Annotated in this window: 24 protein-coding genes; 3 read left to right on the top strand and 21 right to left on the bottom strand. The window is 54.8% G+C overall.

Annotated elements, in window-relative coordinates:
* Window positions 1-173: 173 nt before the first annotated feature.
* Window positions 174-494, top strand: a complete 321-nt coding sequence (locus tag J2I46_RS20940) for a hypothetical protein (protein WP_207331023.1) — start codon at window positions 174-176, stop codon at window positions 492-494.
* A 108-nt stretch (window positions 495-602) separates the two neighbouring features.
* On the opposite strand, the gene J2I46_RS20945 is transcribed toward J2I46_RS20940, so the two are convergent.
* The 13 genes from J2I46_RS20945 to J2I46_RS21005 form a co-directional block, all read right to left on the bottom strand.
* On the bottom strand, window positions 603-977 hold the full coding sequence (locus J2I46_RS20945) for a hypothetical protein (RefSeq protein WP_207331024.1): 375 nt from the start codon (window positions 975-977) through the stop codon (window positions 603-605).
* A 12-nt stretch (window positions 978-989) separates the two neighbouring features.
* Window positions 990-1,790: a DNA adenine methylase gene (locus J2I46_RS20950; RefSeq protein WP_207331025.1), complete on the bottom strand. Its 801-nt coding sequence runs from the start codon at window positions 1,788-1,790 to the stop codon at window positions 990-992.
* Window positions 1,791-1,807: 17 nt separating this feature from the next.
* A complete protein-coding gene (locus tag J2I46_RS20955; protein ID WP_207331026.1) occupies window positions 1,808-3,502 on the bottom strand; it encodes a hypothetical protein in 1,695 nt (564 codons plus the stop codon).
* Window positions 3,499-4,083: a hypothetical protein gene (locus J2I46_RS20960; protein WP_207331027.1), complete on the bottom strand. Its 585-nt coding sequence runs from the start codon at window positions 4,081-4,083 to the stop codon at window positions 3,499-3,501. The genes J2I46_RS20955 and J2I46_RS20960 overlap by 4 nt, the downstream gene beginning before the upstream one ends.
* A complete protein-coding gene (locus J2I46_RS20965) occupies window positions 4,070-4,642 on the bottom strand; it encodes a hypothetical protein (protein ID WP_207331028.1) in 573 nt (190 codons plus the stop codon). The genes J2I46_RS20960 and J2I46_RS20965 overlap by 14 nt, the downstream gene beginning before the upstream one ends.
* A 60-nt stretch (window positions 4,643-4,702) precedes the next feature.
* Complete coding sequence (locus J2I46_RS20970) at window positions 4,703-4,927, bottom strand: hypothetical protein (protein ID WP_207331029.1); 225 nt, start codon at window positions 4,925-4,927, stop codon at window positions 4,703-4,705.
* 2 nt (window positions 4,928-4,929) lie between these two features.
* Entirely contained in the window at window positions 4,930-5,448 is a 519-nt protein-coding gene (locus J2I46_RS20975; RefSeq protein ID WP_207331030.1) for a hypothetical protein, read from the bottom strand.
* A 2-nt stretch (window positions 5,449-5,450) separates the two neighbouring features.
* A complete protein-coding gene (locus J2I46_RS20980; RefSeq protein ID WP_207331031.1) occupies window positions 5,451-5,783 on the bottom strand; it encodes a hypothetical protein in 333 nt (110 codons plus the stop codon).
* An 87-nt stretch (window positions 5,784-5,870) separates the two neighbouring features.
* The gene (locus tag J2I46_RS20985; RefSeq protein ID WP_207331032.1) at window positions 5,871-6,758 is read right to left on the bottom strand and encodes a hypothetical protein; all 888 of its coding nucleotides are present in this window, start codon (window positions 6,756-6,758) and stop codon (window positions 5,871-5,873) included.
* Window positions 6,759-6,856: 98 nt separating this feature from the next.
* Window positions 6,857-8,119, bottom strand: coding sequence for a S49 family peptidase (locus J2I46_RS20990; protein WP_207331033.1), 1,263 nt, complete (start codon window positions 8,117-8,119; stop codon window positions 6,857-6,859).
* Complete coding sequence (locus J2I46_RS20995; protein WP_207331034.1) at window positions 8,112-8,582, bottom strand: hypothetical protein; 471 nt, start codon at window positions 8,580-8,582, stop codon at window positions 8,112-8,114. The genes J2I46_RS20990 and J2I46_RS20995 overlap by 8 nt, the downstream gene beginning before the upstream one ends.
* Window positions 8,583-8,743: 161 nt before the next feature.
* Window positions 8,744-9,172 (bottom strand): hypothetical protein, encoded by a 429-nt coding sequence (locus J2I46_RS21000; RefSeq protein ID WP_207331035.1) that lies wholly within the window; start codon window positions 9,170-9,172, stop codon window positions 8,744-8,746.
* Between the two features lie 150 nt (window positions 9,173-9,322).
* Window positions 9,323-9,724, bottom strand: a complete 402-nt coding sequence (locus J2I46_RS21005; RefSeq protein WP_207331036.1) for a hypothetical protein — start codon at window positions 9,722-9,724, stop codon at window positions 9,323-9,325.
* Between the two features lie 44 nt (window positions 9,725-9,768).
* Here J2I46_RS21005 and J2I46_RS21010 point away from each other — a divergent pair, with 44 nt between their 5' ends.
* On the top strand, window positions 9,769-10,044 hold the full coding sequence (locus J2I46_RS21010) for a hypothetical protein (protein WP_207331037.1): 276 nt from the start codon (window positions 9,769-9,771) through the stop codon (window positions 10,042-10,044).
* Window positions 10,045-10,146: 102 nt separating this feature from the next.
* Here the strand turns inward: J2I46_RS21010 and J2I46_RS21015 are convergent, their stop codons facing one another.
* The 8 genes from J2I46_RS21015 to J2I46_RS21050 all read right to left on the bottom strand — a co-directional run bounded on the left by J2I46_RS21015 (window position 10,147) and on the right by J2I46_RS21050 (window position 14,400).
* Window positions 10,147-10,545: a hypothetical protein gene (locus J2I46_RS21015; RefSeq protein ID WP_207331038.1), complete on the bottom strand. Its 399-nt coding sequence runs from the start codon at window positions 10,543-10,545 to the stop codon at window positions 10,147-10,149.
* A 394-nt stretch (window positions 10,546-10,939) separates the two neighbouring features.
* Window positions 10,940-12,355 (bottom strand): DUF3987 domain-containing protein, encoded by a 1,416-nt coding sequence (locus J2I46_RS21020; RefSeq protein ID WP_207331039.1) that lies wholly within the window; start codon window positions 12,353-12,355, stop codon window positions 10,940-10,942.
* Window positions 12,355-12,819, bottom strand: a complete 465-nt coding sequence (locus J2I46_RS21025) for a hypothetical protein (RefSeq protein WP_207331040.1) — start codon at window positions 12,817-12,819, stop codon at window positions 12,355-12,357. The genes J2I46_RS21020 and J2I46_RS21025 overlap by 1 nt, the downstream gene beginning before the upstream one ends.
* Window positions 12,816-12,965 (bottom strand): hypothetical protein, encoded by a 150-nt coding sequence (locus J2I46_RS21030; protein WP_207331041.1) that lies wholly within the window; start codon window positions 12,963-12,965, stop codon window positions 12,816-12,818. The genes J2I46_RS21025 and J2I46_RS21030 overlap by 4 nt, the downstream gene beginning before the upstream one ends.
* Entirely contained in the window at window positions 12,962-13,387 is a 426-nt protein-coding gene (locus J2I46_RS21035) for a hypothetical protein (RefSeq protein WP_207331042.1), read from the bottom strand. Before J2I46_RS21035 ends, J2I46_RS21030 begins: the two co-directional genes overlap by 4 nt.
* Window positions 13,387-13,527 (bottom strand): hypothetical protein, encoded by a 141-nt coding sequence (locus J2I46_RS21040; RefSeq protein ID WP_207331043.1) that lies wholly within the window; start codon window positions 13,525-13,527, stop codon window positions 13,387-13,389. Before J2I46_RS21040 ends, J2I46_RS21035 begins: the two co-directional genes overlap by 1 nt.
* Entirely contained in the window at window positions 13,524-13,796 is a 273-nt protein-coding gene (locus J2I46_RS21045) for a hypothetical protein (RefSeq protein WP_207331044.1), read from the bottom strand. Before J2I46_RS21045 ends, J2I46_RS21040 begins: the two co-directional genes overlap by 4 nt.
* A 319-nt stretch (window positions 13,797-14,115) precedes the next feature.
* Window positions 14,116-14,400, bottom strand: coding sequence for a hypothetical protein (locus J2I46_RS21050; RefSeq protein ID WP_207331045.1), 285 nt, complete (start codon window positions 14,398-14,400; stop codon window positions 14,116-14,118).
* 367 nt (window positions 14,401-14,767) lie between these two features.
* On the opposite strand from J2I46_RS21050, the gene J2I46_RS21055 reads away from it, so the two are divergent.
* Window positions 14,768-15,241, top strand: coding sequence for a helix-turn-helix domain-containing protein (locus tag J2I46_RS21055; RefSeq protein WP_207331046.1), 474 nt, complete (start codon window positions 14,768-14,770; stop codon window positions 15,239-15,241).
* Window positions 15,242-15,415: the final 174 nt, after the last annotated feature.

Consider the following 15,415-nt stretch of genomic DNA (forward strand, 5'->3'; position numbering starts at 1 on the left):
CTCACCGCGTTTTTTGGCTTTTCGGGTCGTTTTCAGGCACTTAGGCCGAAAAAGTAAGCTCATCGATAGCCAAATCCCAGGTAGGACCCCGCCACGCACTACCGAGCCATTACAATTGTAATCCAGTTTTCCGGTGATATATGACAGGGGGTCTGCGTGAAACAGTAAGTCGCGTGGAACACGTTGCGCATGAACGAATCGCTCTGATTTATTTTTATTACCCCATGAACCTGACCATCACTCCCGGCCAGCTCATCGAGCTGGAGACGAAGCGCTACCTGGTACTCTATGCAGATACCGATAGAGATATCCAAATCCAGTACCTGGGCTTACTGGGTAGTGATGGAGAGACGAGGGAGTTTCGGCATCATGCCTTCACGGAGAAACCCATCTTGATCATTCGGCAGACTACGCTGGAGTATGCCTATTATGGCTGGGATAAAGTGAAGGTGGACTATGCCGCTGGGGACTTCACTGAACATTTTGAGGCATAAAAAAGCCCTTCCCCCACTCCGGGGGAAGGGCTACTCGCCTGGGGTATGCTCCACGCCTTCAACGGCCTCTAGGGAGCTATTATGTATGCGTCAAAAATACGCAAATCATTATAAGTGGTCTTGATCAGTAATATCCTTGAAGCCGAGCAGGATGGGATCAATTCCTAGATACCGCAGGGAGATGTCATACTCGTCTTCAGGCGGTTGAGTTTTCGGCCAGGTCAAGGTGAGCACTCGCCCTGAAGGAGATTTGGCCTCCTCGCCCTTTACCAGCCGCGTTAGGCGTTGAAACGCATCCCGTCGACCTTTCACATCGTAATCATTGAACCGTCTGAAGGTGTCCCAGTCAACATAAGCTACGTTTGTTTCTGGGTTTAGAAACCCGCCATGGGGCAATGGCTCCGCATCCAGTTCAGGCGTGTACACCACGTTGAGCGTCACTGATTGACCAGGCTGATAGAGAAACGTCCACGAGATTTTCATGCCGTAATTTACTCACAAACTATAATTCCAGGTCAGGCATTCAGTCTTCTGCTTCGGCCCACCGGTGCGCATCCCATTGACCGCCAGTGTTTGCTGAATATCCCTGGTGTTCCAGCCCTGTTGCTTTCTGTACTCGAGTAGATCAGGCTCCGGGTAAGAGCTGAGCAGGAACTTGCCCTGCATGGTTGAACACTTGTCGAGGAGCTGCTTGAAATCGTCCCTGGTGTAGCCGTCATAATGGCCCTGGTCACTCGATACGTAGGGCGGATCCAGGTAGAAGAACGTGTTGGGCGTATCGAACACGTCAATGACCTTTAGGGCATCCCGGCACTCCACCGTTACGTACCGCATGCGATCCTTGTAAGCCTCCGTAAAACGATTCTTCTTGTTGTAGATCGTGCTCGGTGACTGACCCGACCGATCATAACCAAACGTGCCGCCGATCTTACCGGCAAAGCCCTGATTGGCCTGCGTCCATACCGCCCAGGCCATGGCCAGTGTGGTAGCTTCGTCTTCGTCAGTGTGGTAGATTTCTTTGGTCAGATCGAACTGCTGCCGGGCATGAAAGGTCTCATCGATTAGCGTTTGCAGGCTTTTCCAGTCGTATTTAATGGCCTGATAAAACGAGAGCACCTTCCCGTTGAGGTCATTGATCACCTCGAAGTCGGAGGCTTCTTTGGTCCAAAATAAAGCACCGCCACCGACGAAGCCTTCAACGTAGATCTTGTGGCTGGGGATCATCGGGTGCAGGTGAGCCAGCATGTTTTGTTTGCCACCGTAATAACGAATGGGCGGGGTCAAGGAGGTTTTCATTGGAGAAGAAAAGAGGGTTAGGTACTGGTTAATACACCGGAGATATCGCCTGTACCACCCACTAGCACCGTCAGCCACCAGAACAGCGTATCCGCTGCATCGGTCAGGTGGGTGGTCAGGTGCTGGTCGATGGCCTGGTTACGCTCATCGGTTTTGTCTTTCTCGAAGCCATTGCGGCCCTGTTTGGTCCCAGCTCCCAGCATCGCTGAGGTACCGACCATGGTATTCTCTCGGTTGAAGCGCTGGAGCGGTACGCCGCTCGTCTGTTCCCGCAGGGCTTTGCCCCAGGCCAGGTAGCGCTCGTTGTGGGCGGGCACCTTCCCGATATAGCGCTCAATGACCGTCCACCCGTTTTTGCGGAGGGTATCGATGACCACGCTGGCGTACGTGTTTTTGCCCAGGCCCGACGTACCTACGGCCGTCAGGTCAAAGACGTACTCGACCCGCTTGCGTAGCCGGTATTTGTAGTAGTCGCAGAACTTCTGCACCACGTCAACAGTCTCCTGGGGGTGAGGCAGGTAGAAGTGATTCAGGTACCGCACCTCATCGCGGCCGGTCTTGTTCCGGGAGATAAAGCGGCTAAGGCGCTGGCCCACCCACAGACAGTTAAAACTTGCCCCGTAGTCACCGGCAATCGTTAAATCCTGAGTCGGATCATCGTCAACGTCCTTCCGGCAATCATTGAATAAAGCCCCGAACTCCTGATTGTCGACGTACCCATAATCGATCGCATCATAACAGTGAAGGTCCCGATCGAAAGACGGGTAAAAACCACCTTCCGCACCCTGGTCTCGTTTGCTCAGGATCTGTGCGTTAAAGCGGGCCGGTGGCAGATCGCGCCTTTGTTCCCGGAAGTAGGCCATGCCCAGCACGTCGATGTTCACGAAGCTACTGGCCTCATGGTAGTAGGTCAGCTCCCGACGCAGTTCACCCAGCAGTGCCTGGTGTTCGATGATCCGGGCCGTGGCAGACGAGTTCGGTCCTTTCCTCAGACGTTGCCGATCGTCGTAAATGGCCTGCTCCAGCGCCAAAATGAGCTCGACGGCCTGCCGGTTATGGGGTAGGTTAGCCTGGGCCTCTGCCTCGAAAATCCATTTGGCCTCCTTGCCAGTGGGCATGTCCGTGGTGAACCATTCCCCGTGCAGCAGGTGGCAGTGACCGTACCGCTGCCGGTTGCCCCGCTTGATCGGCCGCACCTCTTCGTCGAGCTTGCGTTTGTTGATGAATTTAACCTCATCACCCAGCACCGCATCGACGCTGAGGCCGTTGGCGGAGCCTGGTCGATCCTGACCCACCAGCGGCACCACTGACAGCTCATCACCGTCCCGGATGAACATCGAGTACTTCGGATCCAGTGGCGAAAAGTAAGGGAGTTTTAAGCCTAAACTCCTCTCCGGATACCGACCCACCCAGTAGTTTCGATCGCGCTCGTAGCCCAGCCGGTGCAACCCGTTCAGGATGGCCGGTAGTGTCCGGGTCAGGATCTGAATGTAGGAGACGCCCAGCAACACAAACGAGCCACGGGGCATCTGCTTGACGCAGTCGTGCAGGTGCGGAGCCAGAATGCCATCGGACTTACCACCGCCCCGGCCGATAATCCCCGTAAAATTCTGGGGGTTGACCAGCCTGGCCATGAGTTGGGCCGAGTTCATGTGGCCCTGCCGGATATCGCGGGCCTCATCAACACCCGGTACATTACGAACAACGGTCATGGCTCAGGCTGGTCAGGTACATCTTCAAACTCGACGTCGTCGATCAGCAGCTCGCGTTTAGCTTTGGCCTCACCCAGGAAGCGTTTCACCTGGTCGAGCAGCTTCGGATCCCGTTTAGCGCCGCCCGTCACCAGGGCCGGGTTAAAGTCCAGGTGCATTTCGATCACCGTGGCCCCACCACCCTCCAGGGCTTTAGGCTGATCGTAAGCGCCCAGGGCAATCAGATTTTTATCGCATTGGGCAGCCACGGCTAGTTTACCGTTTACGATAGCCGTCTGACGGAGTGCCTTGATCTGGGAGACTAAGACGATTTTGTCGAACTCCACTACTGCCGGTTCGATATGAGCATAGAACCGTTTGGCATTCCGGACCTCGTAATACACGACGGTTTCCTGCAGCCCCCATTCAATGCCAAAATGAGACACCACCTGCCCATCATGCTTGGGGTTGTGGGTCATGATGTAATCCCGGATCTGCATCCACCGCAGGCGGTGGACCTTCAGCTCCGGGGGCAGCTCATCGACGCCCCCCTCTTTATACCACTGGATTAGGGCATCAAAAATCTCGTCAAATCGTCTCATCAGTCAAGGAGGTCAGCAGGGTTTGGTAGTGGATCAGCTTCTGGGCGTACGTGGCATTAGCTGGCTCCAGAGTTGTTTTCTTGCGGTACAGACTCACGTAGGTGCGCAGGTTGGCCACGGTGAGGGGTTTGGCTTTTTTGGCCGGAACCTCGAAGGCGGCCGGGTTGTAGAGCCGGTCCAGCTCCTCGGTCACAGTCTTCACCCGGAGCGCCAGGCGCAGGCGCTGATCAGCTTGGTCAGGCTCGTCGAGGATCGCCCGAACCCTGGCTTTTAGTTCAGTGCGTTCGTTGAGTAAGGGAGCCTTTAACGCCTGATTATCAACTGGAGCGATCATGACTGCAGCCGGGGCCACAAGGAGCTGAGGTGTGGCCTGTGATAAACTGGCTAATGCAGCCGTCAGGCAGTTGCGCAGTTTGGTGCGGGTGAACGTATCCGCGCCCCGCTGGAGCAGATTCCAGGTGAGTGATTGTTGATCGTAGCCGGTGCCCTTCAGCAGCTTCAGGCCAGTCTGATAATCGGGTGTAGCCTGACCGAGCCAGGCTTTCAGTTCTGCACGCATAGAAAAGAAAAGGGGAACGCACCGAAACGGCGGTTCCCCTTTTTTTCGGTTGAGGGTATGTTATTGAGCGGGTTGGACAAGCTGCACATGCGGGAATTTCAGCGCATGGAGTTGTTCCAGTTGATCCTCCGTAATCTCACTCAGCACGTAGGTGCGATTGGTGAGCGGAACGAAAATCTCCTTTTGCCCTTTCAGGCCCACGAGCTTGTATTTGGAGGCCGTAGGCTCTACCACTGGAGTGGCCACTGCTTCAGTGGCCAGCTCCGTTTTTTTGTTCTCTGCCACGATTACGCAGTTGGTTTCATGGTAACAGTAGCCGCGGTGTACTTAACCAGGTTCGCCGCAAACCACTCCAGTTCAAACTTCATACCCCGACCGTCACCTGAGTTTTTGCCGGTATCGTAGGTGGCCCGGATGTTCACCTGGAACTCCTTGTCGCCACACTGGATCATCTCCGTCGAGCCTGGCAGGGGAGCCAGCACGATGAAGCGATCATTCTTAGCCAGGTTGAACAAGGTAACAGCGTCGTCTGACTCACCGGGCAGGTAGAACTCGGCTTTGCCTTTCAGCGACTGCCGGTCAGGTCCACCCATTGCCTCCAGCAGCACAGACGCCAGGTCTTTGGTGCTGTAGACTTCGATGAAGCCTTTGCCGGTGGCGCAGGTATGAGCCGTCGTTACCTTGTAATCGACTGGCTCCTGGAGCGTGGTAATATCACCGTAGGGGCACAGCAGGATCCGCTGCTGAAGACCACCCATGCGGTTGACATTACCTACGTCCTTAATTGACTTGTAGGTTGCTGGCATGGTTAGGCGGCTTTAACGGCCGGTTTAACAAGCTCCAGAAATCCTACTTTTTTGCCCACCAGTTCCGCCTGAAGCTCAGCGTCGGCCTGCAAGTCGGCCACCGAGTACTCGCGTGGATCTTCGTCGACGCCCTCCCGCTTGTAGCGGAACTTGGCTACCCGCACCGCGTAGGTCTTCTCATCGACAGTGATGGTCGGCGTAATACCCGGATCCGCCTTCAGGGCGTCCCGTTCAGCCTCCAGAGCCTTGATCGTTGCGGCCTGGCCTTCGATGATCTCGTCACGTTCTTTGACGTCGGCCTCCAGGCTCTTGATTTTTTCTGCTTGATCACTCATGATCTGTTGTTGGTTTATGCGTCAGGCGTATCAGTTACTGGCTACTGGAGCACGAACTGATACGCCTTGGGCAAGGTGAGAGGTTGATTATTGGTCGGAGCGGAACACCAGGCCTGGAATCACAAAGCCCAGTCCACGCCAGAAGTCAGAGAGCAGCTTCACTTCACGCTCGAAGGGCTGCATATCGAAGGCCTTCTCGTTCTGGGTGCGCTTTTTGAGCATGATCGCGTTATCCTTTGGCGTGCACCAGATCCGCGTCGAGCTGCCCATGGAGGCGTAGCCCTTCACGATCAGGCTGGTGTTCTCAATCGTGTTGTCGATGCTGGCATCGCCACGGGTGTCTTTACCGTACTTGTCACGCTTGCCGCGCAGGTAGCGGCGCTCCAGGGTCTCCGAGCACACGATCGTCATCGGCAGCTTCCAGTAGCGCTTGTCGAGCTGATCGGCGAAATCCTCGAAGTACTTCACCAGCAAGGCGTTGTCCGTCGCCGGAATAGCGCCCATCGTAATGGGCACGATGCTGCCCGCTGTGGTCAACGTGTTCATCACCGTCAGGTAGCCGTTCATCGAGGCACCCTGAGCACCAGCCGTACCCGCCGTTGGCTCCGCGCGCACACCTGAGCCGATTTCATAGAGCTCCAGATCTTCCTGAATCTGGGGAATGATCTTCACCTCGATCCACCAGCGGATAAAGGGCCACTCTGATGGTTTGACGCCTTCGCCCGTCAAAAAGCCCAACCAGCTCGCCTCCAGATCGTGGGGCGTAGCTTTGGTGTCGACCTTCTGGTGGTACATGGCAATCGTAACCGGATTGAAGGTCGTGTTGCCGATTGGCGTAAAGGCCGCCTGGTAGGCCTGTACCAGCCGGGTTTGCAGCGTCTGTGAGGCCCGCCAGATGGTGTCGTCCTGCACGATGGGCGTGAAGAGCTCTTCGCTTTGCAGAGTGCGGAACAGCAGCTGATACAGCCGACGCATGTTTTGTCCCGAGTTGAGGTAATACGCCCCGAAGTCGGACACAATGTTTGTGATGTTTAACGCCACGATTAGTCGTTAGAAAAGGTTGAAAAATTCGGTTAGTTAATCAGGTGGGCGATGCCTGCAGACTCGGCCGTGTAGCTGAGCGTGATCTTCTCAGTCTGATCGGCATCAGCCTGCTTGTCGTTGGCATTTTTAGGCGTGGTCGGCTCGGCGCCGTTCAGACTACCCAGGCGCGTTACTTCCGACTGAGCCGTTTCCAGTTCGCCCTTGGCTTTGTCCCGCTCTGATTTTACCGTGTTTAGCTCCGTAGTCAGGCGCGTTACTTCCGCGTTGGCGTTCGTCAGTGCTGCTGGATCAGCGGCGGAGGCAATGGCTTCGAACTGGGCCTGGGTAACGATGGCACAGCCGGTTACGCCAAGGGTAGCCAATTCTGCATTGGCCGATTCGAGCAGACTATCAGTCAGCTGCTCTCCCTGGAGCCCGGCAAGGGCCTCCAGGGCAGGTACTTTTTTAAATCCGAACATATCGGTACGGGTTGAGGAAATGGTTAGTGAAGCACTGGTGCCGCGCAGGGCAGCGAGAATTTCTTTTTCGGTGGCAATGCCGTCGAGCATGCCTTCGGAAACGCCCTGATCGGCCATGAACATGGCCCCCTTCAGAATGCTGGCGTTTCTGCCCAGGTTAGGGCGGCGGCTCTTGACGTAATCAATGAAGCGGGTCGCTTCAGCGGTGGCAATAGCTCGGAGCGGCTCGGTGTTTCCCTCCTGAGCCGCACGTACCTCGGCGTTCTTCTCGGTAGACTGATCAGCGTAGAGGTCCTTGATGACAATGCCGTTCTTTTTGAAATAGCCCGAGAAGTCCTGCCAGGTAATGTAGGTGCCGATGCTGCCGACCATATCGGACGATCGGCCACCGTAGAACCCATCACAGGCGACTCCGATGGCGTAGCCTGCTGAAGCAGCCATGCCGTAATCGACCACACAGGCCGTATTCCAGGGAGCTGCCAGCAGTTTGTCGGCGATCCTGGTGCCCGCCATCGATTGCCCGCCCGGTGAGCTGAGCTTCACCAGCAGGCCGGTCACGTTCTGGTCGCGGTAGATCAGATCGAGTTTATCGCAGATATACTGCGCGTAATAATCGTAGATCGCCCCCCGGATCTGTATAACAGCGATGGAGTTAGGCAGCTGCGCTTTGGGATACCATACCCAGTTGAATTCGTAGATGATCGGATCCTCTTCGGGGGTCTCCAGCGCCATCGGCGCGTGGGCCAGTTGCATGGCCAGAGCGTTACCGGTGGCTGGCTCAATGGCCCAGGGCTGGTTGGCCAGATCGGCCAGGGTAAGGGTGTATTTAGCCATTTTGGGCGATGGTAGGCGAGATGAGGAAACAGGGCTGATCGAAATCGCCAGCCAGCTTCAGGGTATAGCCCCGGCTGTCGGGTACGTCTCGGCCTGAGTTGTAGGTGTAGGTCAGGGTCATACCCGTGAGCAGTGACCCGACCTGACGCCAGCTGCCCGCGTACTCACGTAAGCGAACCAGTAGAGGGATACCCGATAGGCTCGTCAGAATAGTGGAATACGTCGGCGCATCGTTGGGCGCAAAGCCCTGAATGGCGATCTGGTGGAGCGGCCCGTTATCGGTATCGCTCTCCTGATCGTCGTAGGACAGCATGCCTGGTGTACAGTAGAAAGCCTGCCAGCTGTAGCCGGGTTTCAGGCTTACGCCGCCCGTGGCAGCGCTGAGATCGGCAATGCCCGCAATAGGCAATATGCGAAGCTCAGCGCCTCCACCAGGGTTCCAGGATGTCGGGCGGGTGTTCATGGGTTTAGGTTGACACTACATGTCTGAAAGGAGGAATCGTCGAATAGCAGCCACGAAATAGGGACCTGACCAGCCCGAAAAACAGGTCAGAACTCAATCATAAAAAAGACGGCCCGTCCAGTAGAGGGGCCGTCTGGGAAATCGCATGAAAAGTAAACCAGCTACGAAATAGCAGAGTCCTGATGACGGTTGTAGTGACGCAGTGCTGCAGCCAGTGGGTAGACATCTTCACCAACGCCCCATCGGTTTAGCGTCAGCTCGGCCGCTTTGCGAATTGAAGCCGTTGTCTCCATGCGCAGGGCAATCTCATCGCGCAGGCGCTGGCGGAACGTACGCAGTACGAACTGATTGAATTCCAGCTCACGGGCCGGGGTAATCAGGCTGGCCACGCCGAGCCGGATCTGCCACTCGGGAATGGTGATAGGCATCGTTTCGGTCAGCGTCTCATGGCCTGCCCCACGATCCATGGAGTCGGCATGCCGCATCTGCTGACGTTCAAGCAGAGCGAGTAGGTAAACGGCGTACTGATTGAATTGCTTGCGATGATCACGGCTAACGTGGAGCGGCTGGCCCTGGGTAGAAGCGAGCACGACTTGTTTAACCAATGGAGTAACGGCAAGAGTAAGAGTGCGATAAGTAGCCGGGTTCACAGAAAAGAGCGCTGGGTAGAAAAGTCTAGTATAAACTTAACAGGCCGTTAGGGCAAAAAATAGGTCAGAACTCAATCAACATAAAGTTACTTATCCGAATTCCTTATTTTCCCGGGCAATGCGGGTAGTTTCCGCCTCAACCGCCTGAGCATTAACCTCCTCGATAAAATTGGTCTGCCCCGTCAGCATCCGCTGGAAGGCGTTGGCGTGAGCCAGCGTGTTTTTAAGCTGTTTGGTCACCTCGGTGATCGCCTGACGCTTTGCGGAACTGCTGAGCGTATCCCAGTTTTGAATCAGCGGGGGCAGGGACTCCGCCACGTCGAGCGAGTTGATGTTCGCCTCCAGCTCGTTGATATAGTCCCGCATGAACCCGTCGGCAAATTGCAGGTGAGCGGCCGTTTTGACGCTTTGCTCGCGGCCAAAGGCACTCAGGTTGGTTTCGATCAGTGCTTCGGCAAACCGGGTGGCCTGCTGCTTATGATGGTTCTTCATAAGGGTAAAACAAGTTGATTTCTGTATTGTCCCGTTTCTCCGTAATGTCTACGTCGCCAGTTGTCATGAGAATCGAAGTGGTGGTGGCAGACGTGGCAAAGGCACTTGAGGTTGAAAAAGCTAAGATTGTCCGGGTTGTGGTCCAGATGCGCGCAGTGCAGCTTGACTTTCTTACCGGTTTTGGGGTGAGGTTTGCCGTGTTCGGCTCCGCACGCCTCACATTTGCCCCGCCCCCGCACGAAACGGATAAAGTAGCTGATCTTCAGCCAGCGTTTGGGGCGGCCTTTTCCGTAGCGGCGGCGGTCGATGGGCATGGTTAGCGTAAGCTAAAGATTAGTCGAAGCGGCTGGAGTGTTGAAACAGCCGACGAAAAGCCAATCATACTCCACCAGATAGAAGGACGCAGGCACCAGGCGCGTAGCTTATGGATTGACATTGGAGGGAGGCGTATCGGTGGTTAGGTACGTTTCAGCGGTGGCCAGCTGCTCGGCTACCAGCCGATCCAGCTCCCGCTCCAGGCCTTTAGAGCGGGCCAGCAATTTTTTGTCGCGGTAACGCCCTTGGCCACTGGCAAAGTAAGCGGCCTGTGTATCCCTCACCTCTTTGATCTGGTTGAGCAGCTTCAGGTGATCATTGAGCAGGTTGAGGTGACCGTGGCTCATGGTCGTAAAGGGTATTGATAGCCCAGCTCCTGCCACCAGTTTGGCGCATTGGTCAACAATCAGATCGACCGCCTGGGGCTCCACATCGGGATGGCCCATCAGCGCGTGGGTGACAATGCTACGGATGTCGAGTTCGGTGTTTGGCGTGTTTGAATTCATCTTCAGCTTATTGGTTTGGCACCACAGCATTATGGTGCGTGTTGACATGTTGACAATAATTCACGTTAGTTTAGTCCTATTTAGGTGTTAACTAACTGATTTACAGATTACTCTACCGCGCAACTAGAGTCAACATTTAGCCGTTTTTGACACCCTTAACTTCCTGATTATCAGAGGGGGATTGTCAACTGTGGTGCGTTGACACGTGTTGACACGATGTCAACATCTGTCAACATGACTATGTTGCTATACGCCTATTGATAATCAGGGAGTTAACTGCTTTGAAAACGGCTAAATGTTGACAGATGTTGACACGTGTTGACATTGATTATCAATGGTTTAGGTACTTAATTGCACTAAATCGTGTCAACATCGCAACATGCACCGTAATTGATCAGAAATTACGCGCTCCGAACGCACCGGGATATTTGTCCATATAATCGTGGAGCTGGCGGTTTACCGCTTGCCTGGATTTGTTCAGCGCCCTGGCCATCTCCGTCTGGTTGTAGTTGTAGGCCTTCAGCAGCGCCGCAAATTCAAGCACACTGGGCGGCACCATAACCTTGTTTTTGGCTACCTGATAGGCTTCAAAGCCGCTGGCCATGAAGTACTCGCATACCCGAAGGGAGGCGGCCACGTACTCAACCTTGATGCCGAAACCCTTTACGCTGCCCAGGGTGCCGTAGGTGAAGGTCCAGTCCATGGCCGCCAGGATCAGGCTGATGCGCAGTACATACTCTTTGATCTTGCCGAAAATGCCACCCAGTACGTTTCGGTCCGTCAGGCTCTCCATCCGGTTGATCTGCCTGGTGTGTTTATCCTGCCATTCCTGAAACAGCTTCACCCCTTCTACGTGCATGGTCACCACCTGGGGCTCGGAGTCGGGCCAGTCCATGCGCAGCTCGTTGTGCAGCCGCTGGATCATGGTGGTATAGGGCTCAATGACCTCTTCGGGCAGGCTATAGGTCAGGTTGGGCGAGATCACCCGGTCAGTCTCGGCGAAGGCAAACAGCATCCGGAAGATGTAGCCCGTCTGGAGCCGGTTCTGCTCGTAGAAGCGGTAGAGCACGTCGGGCTGAGTGGAACCCATCACCGAGGCTACCAGGTGGTTTTTGTCGATGTAGGTGAATTTGTTACCCGCCCGGCGCATCGAGAAGGAGGAGGAAGGCGACCAGGCCGAAGTCCAGAACGAGGCCTCCGATTTGCCGGTTTTGTAGCGGTCCATGTCATCGAGCCACTTCAGCAGCTCATCCTCGTAGCGAACCACCCCCTTGTAGTTGTGACCGAAGACGTCTTTGATCAGCGACTCGAAGGTGATATCGGAGAAGAGCAACACTTTCTGGTTGGGGAATTTGTCTGAATTCTCGGCAGCGGCCGCCCGGCACTCATCCAGGTACAACCGGTTGTACTCGTCCTGGATCTTGTGCAACGGCCGCAGCAGGACGCCCTGGATCATGGACTTACCCGATGAGGAAATGCCCACCGTGGCTCCCCACATGCTCAGACACACCTGCCACCTGGAGGGCGTCTGAGCCCGGAGCGCTGAGCCGATAGCGGCCGAGGCGCATTGCAGTAGCGACAGACCAATAAAGGCACGCTCTCCGTGCATGTTCTCCACCAGCTGGGCGATCAGCGGTTTAAGCCGGTCGGGGAACACATCCAGGGGGAATACCAGGCCAGCCCGGCGTTTCTTGGTTTCCGCCTCCAGATCATCATCAGTTACCAGGGAGGCGTAGGCACCCGGCTTATCGGGCTGAGGTCCGGCTGGCTTTCTGAAGCCAGTACCGAGGTTAGGGGTATACTGGCGCATTAACAGTTATAGTCGTTGTGAAGAAAGGCTTCCAGCCGGATGGCCTCCGTCTCAGTCAGCGTGATGGAAGCCGCCGCCGTGTAGAGCTCTTTGGTCTCAGGCCGGAAGAGGAACTGCCCACCCGTCGAGACGATCAGGTTCGTAGAGAGTCGGTAGAAGCGCTCGGTGGGCACGTTGATCTCGGTGGTGTGATGCTGCACCGAGCGGGGAGCGATAGTCTGGTGCTGGATGAAATCACCGCCCGGCTGATTGTACTGCTGGTTGGTGGTTTCGTAGCGCGGCCCATAGGTGTTTTTGGGCAGGGCGGCGGCTACCTCCAGGCTCTCGATCAGCTCGACGGCCCTGTTGACGACCTCCTCGACGGTGGCCGGGTCAATGGGCCCTTGATCCAGCAGGGGAATTAGCTCCTGCTGGGCGTCGGCAAACGCCTGCCGCTTGGGGTTTAAAACAGAACTGGGATTCATACGTGGTGAAGCGGTAAGCGGAACTTGGTCCGGTTGCGGGTTGGATCAAACAGGTAGGAGATCACCAGCCAAAGCAGCGCGCCCCAACTCAGGGTCAGGGCGGCTGCCTTAGCGGCTAGCGGGAGCCAGATCAGGGCCTGGATCATAGCGGATCCAGCTCGTCCTCCACATCAATCAGATTTTCGAGGAACGCGGTAAAGTCCTCCTGCTTAGTAATACCGGCGGCAAAGAGCCCAATGGCTACGTCGTGGGAGGCGTGATCGAGCCTGATCGATTTCTCGCCGTAGTGCAGCTCCCAGACCGAGGCAATCAGTCCGTAGACCAGGGTACGTTCCCGGTCGGTCTCTACCAACTCCAGCAGGTCGGCCTCCTCCAGATCATCGTTGATGTAGGCGGCCATTGTCGACCCCAGTAGCACGGTGCCAGGATCAAGGTGCGCCATCATCGGCGTAGTACGCAGGTAGTCAATCGTCTGTTTGAAGGCCTCGAACTTAAAGCTACCGGGCTGGGCATTGACCGGGTCAGGCGGCCCGCCTGGGCCATCCTGGGGATTCGTGTTGGTTGTCATCAGGAATACGTTTTGCTGCTCTTGGCAGGCGTTTTGGGAAAGTGGGCTGGCAGGCGATCATCCAGCGGGTTGCGCCTTTTTTTCAGGAGGAAGGGAATGGCAATGGCCACCCCCAATCCAAGCGTTAGCCAGAGCGTCATAGGGCGGCGGGCCGATTTTGCTTACTACCGATTCGTCTCTGGGTTTCTTCGATGAGCATGTATAGGGGGGTGCTGATCAGAAACGAGTTCTCCTCTTCACAGGTGCAGGCCAGGGTCACGCCCCTGCCCTGCCCGCTATCCTGCTGGAGAATCAACTTTACCCGCTTACCCTGCTCCCAATCCTGCTGCACAAGGGCCAGGACGTTCATCGTTTCGGCCAGCTCATCGTGGCTGGTCTGTAACTGGTTGACTACCGGTTCACTACTCATTGTGTTACTGGGTTTGAGGTGGTTACAACGCCTTTTATCCTGGTTTGACACTGGCTCATCAGCCAGCTGCAGAAAAAAGACAGCACGAGATTTCCCCGAAGGTTAGCCTGCAGGCGCAGGGCCGCGCAGGCCTGATACAGCCTCACCCACTCGTAGCGGGTGAAGCCATTTTTTGCGTACGTTTGCATTCTGATCTACTCTGTTTAGTGTCCCCGGTTCTGTTGGAAGCAGGCCGGGGTTTTTTGTGAAAAATTGGGTAAGCTCATCGGTAGCCTGGCAGCATCAGGCTGACGCCCTCTCCCCTACCGGCTTCTCTAGTTCAGATCGTTTGCAGCTGCGCCTTGACATAGTGGTCAATCAGGCGTTTGGACTCGCTGGCGGCCACGTCCGCATCCCAGAGAAAGTCCAGCGGCACCTCCAGGTGCTTGCAGATCACCCACCCGACCTGGGCGTAGATCTCGCCGGTGTTCTTGTGTTCACGCAGGCAGGTCTGCCGCCAGTGGGACTCGAAGCCTAATGGCTGGAGTTCGTTCAGGATAGCCAGTCGCTTCTCGTCGGCTACCCTGGCGGGCAGCATCTCAAGCAGACGGGCAATTGGGTTCATTCTATTGCTCATAGTGCCGGTTATACAGAATTCAAGGATTTCGCTATCATTTTTCTATAGCGTATCTATATTTGTCTGTGACAACAGGAGCAATATTAACACAGTTACATTATATATAACATAATTACGTTATATAATTTTTTACTGTGCACATAAATAATTGATTTACAACTATTTAACTAATACTTACTAACGCAATTACAAATAACATGTTTGCATTGGTTCGATATTAAACTAGTTATTTAGTCGTAATGAAGGGACACGCACTATTTATCAAATTGATTTAGTGAGTGGCATTATCCGTAATTGTAGTTTTTACAAGTACAATTATATGCATCGAGGGTTCAAATAAATTTATACACATACAATGGAAGCAATTAATGAAAGGGTAGCCCAGTTAGTGAAAGCACTGGGACATACTCCTACATCTTTCGGCAAGAAGATTGGTAAAGCTCAATCATCAGTTGCTGTAATAGTGGATGGCAGAAGCAAGCCAGGTTTTGAGTTTCTAGAGTTAGTCTGCACATACTTCCCTGAAGTAAGTCGGGACTGGTTGATGGTTGGAGAAGGAGAGATGTTTAGACAAGCAATTACTCAAACCAACAAAGCTTCAGACGGAGGTTCATTTGGAGCTGAAGTACTAGGTAGAGTTCAGGCAGGATTCGAAGAGATGCGGCGAGTATTCGAAGGGCAGCTCTCCGCAAAAGATCAACAGATTGCCAGTCTTCAACGGATGCTGGAGGCCACACTGGGAAAGTCTAACGACGTAACCCCAGACCGGTCTAGTCTTCGCACTCACCCTGCTACCGAGCGGCTAATGGCCTGCGAGTTGGTAGGCTAAAATAAGGGATTTCCCTTTTTTTACACAGATTGCGGTTACAGATACGGTTACGTCGGAATTGCCTCCAAGGCATCGGTCTATTAATCAATAAGTTATACTATAATAAGTGGTAAGGGGTGTCAAATCCTCTCTCTCTGCTGAAATTTTAAGCCCGCTAACAAGCGGGCTTTTTTG

Origin of the sequence: Fibrella forsythiae, assembly GCF_017353175.1 — a bacterium.
In the GTDB taxonomy this organism is placed as follows: domain Bacteria; phylum Bacteroidota; class Bacteroidia; order Cytophagales; family Spirosomataceae; genus Fibrella; species Fibrella forsythiae.